Annotated in this window: 7 protein-coding genes; all 7 read left to right on the top strand. The window is 59.4% G+C overall.

The window, feature by feature from the left end; genetic code table 11:
* Positions 1–261: 261 nt before the first annotated feature.
* Entirely contained in the window at positions 262–1,416 is a 1,155-nt protein-coding gene (locus P7F28_RS03005) for a glycosyltransferase (RefSeq protein ID WP_277182958.1), read from the top strand.
* Between the two features lie 10 nt (positions 1,417–1,426).
* Positions 1,427–2,509, top strand: a complete 1,083-nt coding sequence (locus P7F28_RS03000) for a glycosyltransferase family 1 protein (RefSeq protein WP_277182957.1) — start codon at positions 1,427–1,429, stop codon at positions 2,507–2,509.
* 7 nt (positions 2,510–2,516) lie between these two features.
* Positions 2,517–3,701: a glycosyltransferase gene (locus P7F28_RS02995; protein WP_277182956.1), complete on the top strand. Its 1,185-nt coding sequence runs from the start codon at positions 2,517–2,519 to the stop codon at positions 3,699–3,701.
* A 25-nt stretch (positions 3,702–3,726) separates the two neighbouring features.
* The gene (locus P7F28_RS02990; RefSeq protein ID WP_277182955.1) at positions 3,727–4,833 is read left to right on the top strand and encodes a glycosyl hydrolase; all 1,107 of its coding nucleotides are present in this window, start codon (positions 3,727–3,729) and stop codon (positions 4,831–4,833) included.
* Between the two features lies 1 nt (position 4,834).
* On the top strand, positions 4,835–5,236 hold the full coding sequence (locus tag P7F28_RS02985; protein WP_277182954.1) for a hypothetical protein: 402 nt from the start codon (positions 4,835–4,837) through the stop codon (positions 5,234–5,236).
* A gap of 141 nt (positions 5,237–5,377) precedes the next feature.
* Entirely contained in the window at positions 5,378–7,642 is a 2,265-nt protein-coding gene (locus P7F28_RS02980; RefSeq protein WP_370467225.1) for a polysaccharide biosynthesis tyrosine autokinase, read from the top strand.
* Between the two features lie 40 nt (positions 7,643–7,682).
* On the top strand, positions 7,683–8,699 hold a 1,017-nt coding region (locus tag P7F28_RS02975), incomplete at its 3' end, for a hypothetical protein (RefSeq protein WP_277182952.1).

The raw sequence follows: 8,699 nt of genomic DNA, 5'->3' as shown, positions 1-8,699 counted from the left end.
GCCTTAAGAATCGATTTCACTAAGCCGCGCCAAAGCGGCACTGGGCCGAATGGCATGCGTTACGACAGGGCGCTGGTCTCAGCGTCGTCTTTGGCATTTCCGTACGCATGGAACTTACACACCAGCTTCCATCTCGGTCGCGCTTAACGGACTTTATTCGCAAGTGTCATATCTTTTACAAATAAATCATGGACCGCTTACCTTTCCTAATGCATTCGCCGCGGGACATACGGCGAATAGCGAAAACGAAGAGCGTTCAATATGAAAGAGATTGTCCATATCACTGAGGCTTTTGGCGGCGGTGTGCTGTCCATGCTGACTCAGTTGTCCAACCGTGCCGCAGCCGCCGGGGTCGGCGTCACGATCCTTCATTCGATCCGGCAGGAAACGCCTGACAATTTTTCGCGGCTCTTTCATCCGTCCGTCAAGCTGACCTACGTGAACATGACGCGCGAAGTCAGCGTGAAAGACGATGTATCGAGCCTCTGGGCGCTGGTGCGCAAGCTGCGCGAATGCGATCCGTCGGTGGTGCATCTGCATTCGTCGAAGGCGGGCGTGCTGGGTCGCGCCGCTGCGCGAATCGCGGCGCCGCGTGCGCGCGTGTTCTATTCACCGCATGGACTCGCGTTCCTTCGGCGCGATGTATCGGCGGCCAAGCAGTTTGCTTATCTGAGCTTCGAGCGCATTGCGGCGCGCATGGGCGGCACTATCGTCGCGTGCTCGACCAGCGAGCTTCAGGAGATCGAAACGAAGATGCACGCGCGCAAGACGCGGCTGATCGAAAACGGCGTGAACGTGAAGGAGATTCCGCCGCGCACGGAGAGTCATCCGGGCAAGGTGGTGATCGGGATGAGCGGTCGTGCTTCGTATCAGAAGAATCACGAGGCGTTTCTGGTGCTGGCCGAACGGCTGACGAATGCATCGACGAAATTCGTCTGGATTGGCGGCGAGAGCGATGAAGTGCCCGACGAGTTGCCGAGCGGCATGGTCTCATCGAGCGGATGGGTGCCGCGCGAACGCGCGCTCGAACTCACGGCGGAACTGGATATCTACGTGCAGACCTCGCGCTGGGAAGGCATGCCGGTCGCGCTGATCGAAGCGCAAGTGGCCGGCATTCCCGCCGTGGTCACCGATGTAGTCGGTAATCGCGATGTCGTGCTGCACGGCGTGACGGGTTTCGTCGCATCGAACGATGCAGAGATGCAGCACTACATTGCGAAGTTGCGCGATGACCCGCAGCTTCGCGCGCGCATGGGCACGGCAGCGCGCAAATCCGCCAGCGCACGTTTTTCGATGGACGCGATCTTCCGGCAATGGCTCACGGTCTATGAACTCGGCGCGGACCGCGCTGTACGCGAACCGGCCGAAGAGAACGAACTCGCTGAATTCGAAACCACTTCCGAATCGCAGTACTGACCACGAATCTATGGATACTTCGATCGCACCGAACAAACTCGTCTACAACGGCCGCTTCACGAGCCAGAAGACTACCGGCGTGCAGCGCGTGGCGCGCGAGCTGGTGGCCGCGCTCGTGCAATTGCCGCAAGGTTCGCATGTGACGCTCGCCGTGCCGCCGCAGGAAGGTCTGGACCCGGTTCAGGGCGTGGATACCGTGAAGCTCGGTTTCGGCAAAGGCGTGCTGTGGGAACAACTGGTGTTGCCGCTGTTTGCAGGCCGTTCACGCATCGTCAATCTGAGCAATTCCGGCTCGATCTTTCGCGGCAATCAGATCATCTATATGCACGACGCGGCGACCTTCGACACGCCCGCGCATTTCTCGTGGAAATTCCGCACATGGTATCGCGTGATGTTCTGGATTCTTGCGCGCACGTCGAGTTGTGTGCTGACGAATTCGACGTTCTCGCGCGCTCGTCTCGCGCACCACATCGGGATCGATGCAAAGCGGATCGGCGTGGTGCCGCTGGCGGCTGATCATCTGGATCACATCGTGCCGGATACTTCGGTGATCGATGAATTGAAGCTCACGCCGAGGCGCTACGTGCTCGCGGTCAGCAGCATGAATCCGACCAAGAACTTCAAGCGTCTGGTCGAAGCATTCATGCGTCTGAACGATCCATCCATCGAACTCGTGATCGTTGGTATGAAGAACGCCGCGATCTTCGGGCGCGCGCATGATTTGTCGAGCGCGCCGAATATCAAGCAGGCGGGCTATGTCAGCGATGAAAAGCTCAAGGCGCTGTATCAGAACGCCGCATGCTTTCTCTATCCTTCGATCTACGAAGGATTTGGCATTCCGCCGCTGGAAGCCATGCGTAACGGCTGTCCGACGCTGGTCGGGCGTGCAGGCGCGTTGCCGGAAACCTGCGGCGACGCATCGGTTTATTGCGATCCGTTTTCTGTGGACGACATCGCCGCCAAATTGCGCGAAATACTCGATTCATCCGAGTTGAGCGAAGACTTGCGGCGTCGTGGCGTGCAGCACGCGCAGAATTATCGCTGGACCGAAAGCGCGCGCCTGCTGATGCAGTTCATCGATAAAACGCGGTGACGGGGGAATGCCTGTGAAGTTAGGAATCTATTGCGACTCGGGTATCAACGGCGGTCACGAGGAAATGCTCAAGCGTTTCATGCGCGCGCTCGTCTCGAACGGCAGCCTCGAAACGCTGCATGTATTCGTGCCGACGGCAAATGTGGAACTGCATGCTCATGTGAGTGAGTTGGCGCGGACGTATCCGAAGCTGAAGGTGGTCAGTCTGACTTATACGGCGGAATCGCTGCGCGGCAATATGCTGGCGATCATGCGCGCGGCGCGCAGAACCGCCGACATCTTGCGCGAATTGCAGATCTCGAAGTTGCTGCTCGCGCAAGGCACCATCGTTTCGGGACTCGCGGGTTTGTTCGCTGCGCGTTTTGCGCGTGTGCCCGCAGTGAGTTATCTCCCGCTCGTCGATGATGCACCGGCCCGCGCGGGCGCAGGCGAACGCGTCAAATGGATGGTAAAGCGCGCGCTGTATCGCATGCCGCACGAATTCGTCACGCTCAACGATTATCTGCGCGGCAAGCTCGAACGGCTCGCGCCGCGTGCCCGCACCATGACGCTCGAAAACTATGTGGACGATCGCTTCAGCCGCAGCGATCTGAGCAAGAAAGCCGCGCGCGCCGCGCTCGGTTTGCCGGATGACGGTACGCGTATCGTCACGCATATCGGGCGCATTATGCTGCAACAGAAGCGCCAGGATTTCGTGCTGGAAGCCATTCAGCGCAATCCCGCAGCATTCGAGAACACGCTGGTGCTGATCGTCGGCGACGGGCCGGATGCGCCGCGTTTGCGCGCGTGTATCGAATCGAGTCCGGTGCTGGCGCCACGCGTGAAAATGATCGGGCCGAAGGCGGACGTGCTGCCCTATATCGTCGCAAGCGATGCGCTCGTGCTGCCCTCGCGCTATGAAGGCGTGCCGCTGGTGATGATCGAATCGGTGCTGGCGGAGCGGCCTATCGTGGTGTCGCGCGTGTCGGGACTGGATGCGTACTTGCCCGACGCTCTGCTCTTCCCCGCCGACGATCACGACGCATTCGTCGAACGTTTGCGCAACGCGCAGGACTTTCCGATTGGACCGCTGACGGCATCGTTCAGAAGACGCTTTTCGCGTGACGTATTCGATGCGCAAGCCCAGCGCGTCTTGCTGCTGGAAAGTGTATCGGATACCGAATCATTGCCGCGCGCCCGCGAAGCCGCGTGATATCCCTGAATCGAATGAGGACTGAATGTTGAAACGGACCCTGCTCGTCGCGGCATCGCTTGCCGGAGTGCTGTTATGCGGCTCCGTGGTGCTGTTCGCGCGCAACGGTCCGTCTTCTTCGTCGTCTCCTTCTACGCAGACGCAGCAGCCGATCATGAAGCAGCCCTCGTTCGCCACGCCGACCATTCCCTGCGGCAATAGTCCGAAAAGCGTGTTTTACGGCGTTGCGGGGCATATCGAGCATCGCGGCGCGTATCGCATGAGCGATTACGCGCTGCAGATTCAGCAATTGCGCGATCTCGGCGTGACCATGTACGCGCAGGATGTATCGAGTGAAGAAACGGCGCATCAGGTGGCCGCGTTCGCGAAGCAGGCGCAGAAGGCGTGCATCGGCGTGCTGGCGCTCGTCACGCCGTTCGAGCAGGAAAAGCGGCGCGACGAGCAGGACACGTATGAACATGGCTACGCGCTCGGCAAGATCGCGGGGCGCACGCTGAAGGGGCTGGTGACGTACTACCAGGTCGGCAACGAGTACGACAACTGGACCATTCTCGGCGATGACCGCAGCGGCATGAGTCCATCGGATTACGACAATGCGCGGTTCCAAAAGGCGCGCGGTTCTATCCTCGGTCTGATCAAAGGCATCCGCGAAACCAATCCTGACGCAAAGATCCTGCTGACGTCCTTTAGCTGGCTGCATTTCGGTTTCGTGGACATGCTGTTCGCGGGCACGCAGCCCGATGGCAGCAAGGGGCATCCCATTCCGCACTGGGATATCACCGCGTGGCACTGGTATTCGAACATGGGTTCGATCCTCGCGGCGGGCGATAAGAAGATCAACGTGCTGGAGCGTTTGCGCGACAGTTACGGCAAGCCGATCTGGATCACGGAATACGGCGTGCGGCCCACGCATGCGGACCCCGGCGCGTATCTCGTCAGCAAGGACGCGTTGGAAGGATTCGTCACGACGGCGAAAACGTACGGCGTGCAGAACGTCACGCTCTACGAGCTATACGACGACGAAAAATACGGTGGCGATGGAAATTACGGCGTGATTCACGACGACGGCAAGACGCGCAAGCCGCGTTTCGATGTCGTGCGCGATTTCATCAAGGCGAACCCAATGCCCTGACATGATCACTGAGATGATGATGGACAACGCGAGCAAAACCCGTGATTATCGCTGGAAAAAGGCCCTGCGCAAGCCGTGTGCCTGCCTTTGCGCGGGTTCTTACGTACGTTACTTAACAGACGCACTCACCTTACAGCCGGAAGATGAACCCAACGCTGATTTTTATAGACGTATCGTAGAGTCTTTGGCTGAAGCTTCACGCGATACGTCGGGCGCTTTATCGAAAGCATGGCACGCCAGACCGATCGAGAACGGTTCGTGCTACACAAGCCCGTTTCAGGCTTCAGCTTGCAAGAACAGGTTGCAAGAAAATAAGTATCGAGCAACACGCGTCCCGCAATACCCAGGTCTTACCGGCCGCTCGCCGGATCACTACATTTCGATGCCGCGCGCATGGCCATGAAAGGCGGCGCAGGCACACTGCTTTTGACGCGGAAGCAACGCTTAAACCATTGAACTGAGGATGCCGCCTTTGAACACGCTCTATGCCACCTCCGGATCTTCGCGCTCGGGCAGGGACGACGGTGAATTCACCGCGAGCGACATGCTCAAGCTGCTTCGCGATCATATCGGCATGCTGCTCATTTTCATGGGCGCAGCAGCCGCACTCGCCTGCTCTTACGCGTTCCTTGCCACGCCCATCTATTCCGCCGACGTCGTCGTGCGTGTCGATCCGCCGGACCCGAACGCGCTCGGCATCACGCCGGTCAATCAGATGCAGGCGCAGCAGCCGCAGCAAACCGCCACGCAACTCGCGCCCGCCGAAATCTCGGTGATGAAAAGCCGCTCGGTGATCGAGCCGGTGGTGAAGCAATTCCATTTCGATATCAAGGTGAAGCCGCATGCGTTCCCGCTGCTCGGCTCGATCTCGAACATGTTCGCGAAAAAGGGGCATCTCGCACCGGCGTGGTTCGGTCTCGACTCGTACGCATGGGGCGGTGAAGATTTGCAGATCGGCCGGCTCGACGTGCCGCCGGAACTCGAGAATGAAAAGCTCGACCTCGTGGTGCTCGAAGGCAATCAATACGAACTGCGCGACGGCGATCAAACGCTCTTGCGCGGCACGGTCGGTCGTCCGGCAACGGCGAATGGCGTGTCGATGCTGGTCAATCACATCGTTGGCCGTCCGGGCGTGCACTTTGCCGTGACGCGCTTCAACATGATCAACGCCATCGACACGACGATGAAGTCGATCAAGGTGGCCGAATCGACGAAAGATACCGGCGTGGTGCAAATCACGTTCATGTCCGACGATCCGGAGACCACCGCCGACGTCGCCAATGCACTTGGCGCGGCGTATTTGAACGCATCGGTGGCGAGCCGTCAGGCCAACGATACGAAGACGCTCGAATTCATTCGCGGTGAGTTGCCGCGTCTCGAAGGCGACCTCAAGCAGGCCGAATCGCGTTTGAGCGCGTTCCGTTCGCAGTCGCAATCGGTGCAGCCGGTCAATGAAGCGCAGGCATATTTGCAGGGCAGCATCGTATCGGCGCAGCAGTTGGCGACGCTCAAGCTGCAACGCACGCAAGCTCTGCAGAAGTTCCAGCCGAGCAGCCCGCAAGTGCAGAACCTGGATCAGCAGATCGCGGAACTGGAAAAGTCGAACGCGCAGATTCAGTCGCGCTTCGACGCGATGCCCGCGTCCGAACGCCAGAACGCCACGCTCACGCGCGATGCGCGCGTGGCCGAAACCATCTACATGGGCATGGTCAACAAGGCGGAAGAATTGTCGGTGCGCCGTGCGAGCACGAGCGGTGGTGCGCATATCGTCGATAACGCGCTGCGTCCGCGCGATCCGACCAAGCCGAACAAGATGCTCGTGATCGTCGCGGGCACGGGTCTGGGCTTTTTCGTCGGCACGTTCTTCATCTTCCTGCGCCGTCACGCGATGATCGGTGTCACCGACCCGATGTTCGTCGAGCGTCGTCTGTCGGTGCCGGTGCTGGGCGAAGTGTTGTTCAGCCGTCAGCAGCAAATGCTCGATCATGAGATTGCGGTATCGCCGGTGGCATCGCTCGGTTATGGCGCGCAGCAGAGGCCGCGCGCGGAGCCGAAGGCGCTGTCGTACGATCCGCAACAGCAGCACGATGGCATGACCATGCCGCACGTGCCGGAAGACGCCCGCGTGCTCGCATCGCGCTATCCGAACGATCCGGCCGTCGAAGCGTTGCGTGCGGTGCGTACGGAGTTGTATCGCGATCTGGTGAATGCGCCGAACAATATCGTCATGCTGACGGGTCCGATTCCTTCGGCAGGCAAGAGCTTCGTCGCGGCGAACCTGGCCGTACTGCTCGCGGAAGTCGGCCTGCGCGTGCTGCTGATCGATGCCGATATGCGTCGCGGCCACATTGCATCGTTCTTCAAGCAATCGAATCCGGGCGGACTCGCGGACGTGCTGAAGGGCGATATGCCGATCGAAGAATCGCTGCGTTATGTCGGCGTGGAAGGTTTGTCGTTCATGTCGTGCGGCGGCTATCCGGAGAAGCCTTCCGAATTGCTGATGAAGCCCGGCTTCCGCGACATGCTCGCCCGCATGAGCGATCAGTTCGACCTCGTTCTCGTCGATACCCCGCCGTTCCTCGCGGTAACGGACGCCGCCATCGTCGCCAGCGATGCAGGCTCGACCGTGCTGGTGCTGCGTTCGGGCATTCAGACGGAAGAGGAAATCGAAGAGACGGTGAAGAAGGTGCAGCGCGCGGGCGGCCGTCTGGTCGGTTCGGTGTTCAACGCCATTCCGAAGCGTCGCAGCAACAAGCGCAGCTACGGTTATGCAGCGGCTTACACGAGCACGTTCAAGTCGGCGAATTGAAACGTTGATACGCGCTGAAGCGTTTTGAACGAGCGAACGGATGAAAGAAAAAGCGACTCTGATCGACAATTACTACCGCATCTGGGCTTTCACGATGCTGGTAACGTCGTTTCTGATCTTCCCGTCCATTCAGGGCACGACGATCGGTTACGGCATGTGCTTTCTGTCCGTGCCGCTCGTGCTGCTGTTCGGCGGCCGTCAGCGCAAGAGCTGGATGCATTTTCTCGGCATTGCGCTGGTGATCTGGGTTCTGATGTTCTGCACCTCGCAAGTCGCCGATATTCTCGCGCCCTACGACGCCGACTTCAGCAAAGTCACAATGGTCGATGACACCGACCTGTTCACCTTCATCATGCGCCGTAGCATGTTCACGCAGTCGCTCTACGTGACGGCGGTGCTGCTTTACGCGGCCTACATCTACCACTATTACAAGCCGCGCTGGGATCAGTGGCTGCTCGCGGCCGTGACGGTGTTTGCGATATACGGCATGTATGAAGTGGTGTTCTACATCATCACAGGCCGCGCGGGCGACTTCATTTCCAATCGATCCTTCGGCGATCAGTTCGGAAAAGGTGTGGTGCGTTCCGACGGCACGGTGAACGGCAGTTCGTTCCAGCAGATCAGCATCGGCGGATTGAACATTCAGCGCCTGAAAGCACTGACCGGCGAACCGTCGATGTACGCCATGTCGATCTTCCCGTTCTGGATCTACTTCAACGCGACATCGCGGTTGCGGTGGCCGGTGTGGATCATCGGCGCATCGCTATTGATGAGCACGTCGTCTACCGTGCTGATCGGTTATGCAGCTTACTCGATCATCCGCATCCGCAAGCTCGGTATCAATCCGATCAAGGCGCTGATCGTGCTCGCGGTGCTATGCGTGATCGCGTTCCTCGCGCAGGACTATATCGCCGATCTGTGGAAGCAGATGGTGATGGACAAGCTCGAAGGGAAGAACGAATCCGGTTCGGATCGGATGGCCTCGGTCATCGCATCGCTCGATTTATGGATGCATGGCTCGGCGATGAACAAGCTGTTCGGCATCGGTTTCGGATAC

It is taken from the genome of Caballeronia sp. BR00000012568055, from assembly GCF_029439455.1.
Taxonomy (GTDB): Bacteria; Pseudomonadota; Gammaproteobacteria; order Burkholderiales; family Burkholderiaceae; genus Caballeronia.
This window is presented reverse-complemented; position numbering and strand designations above follow the sequence as displayed.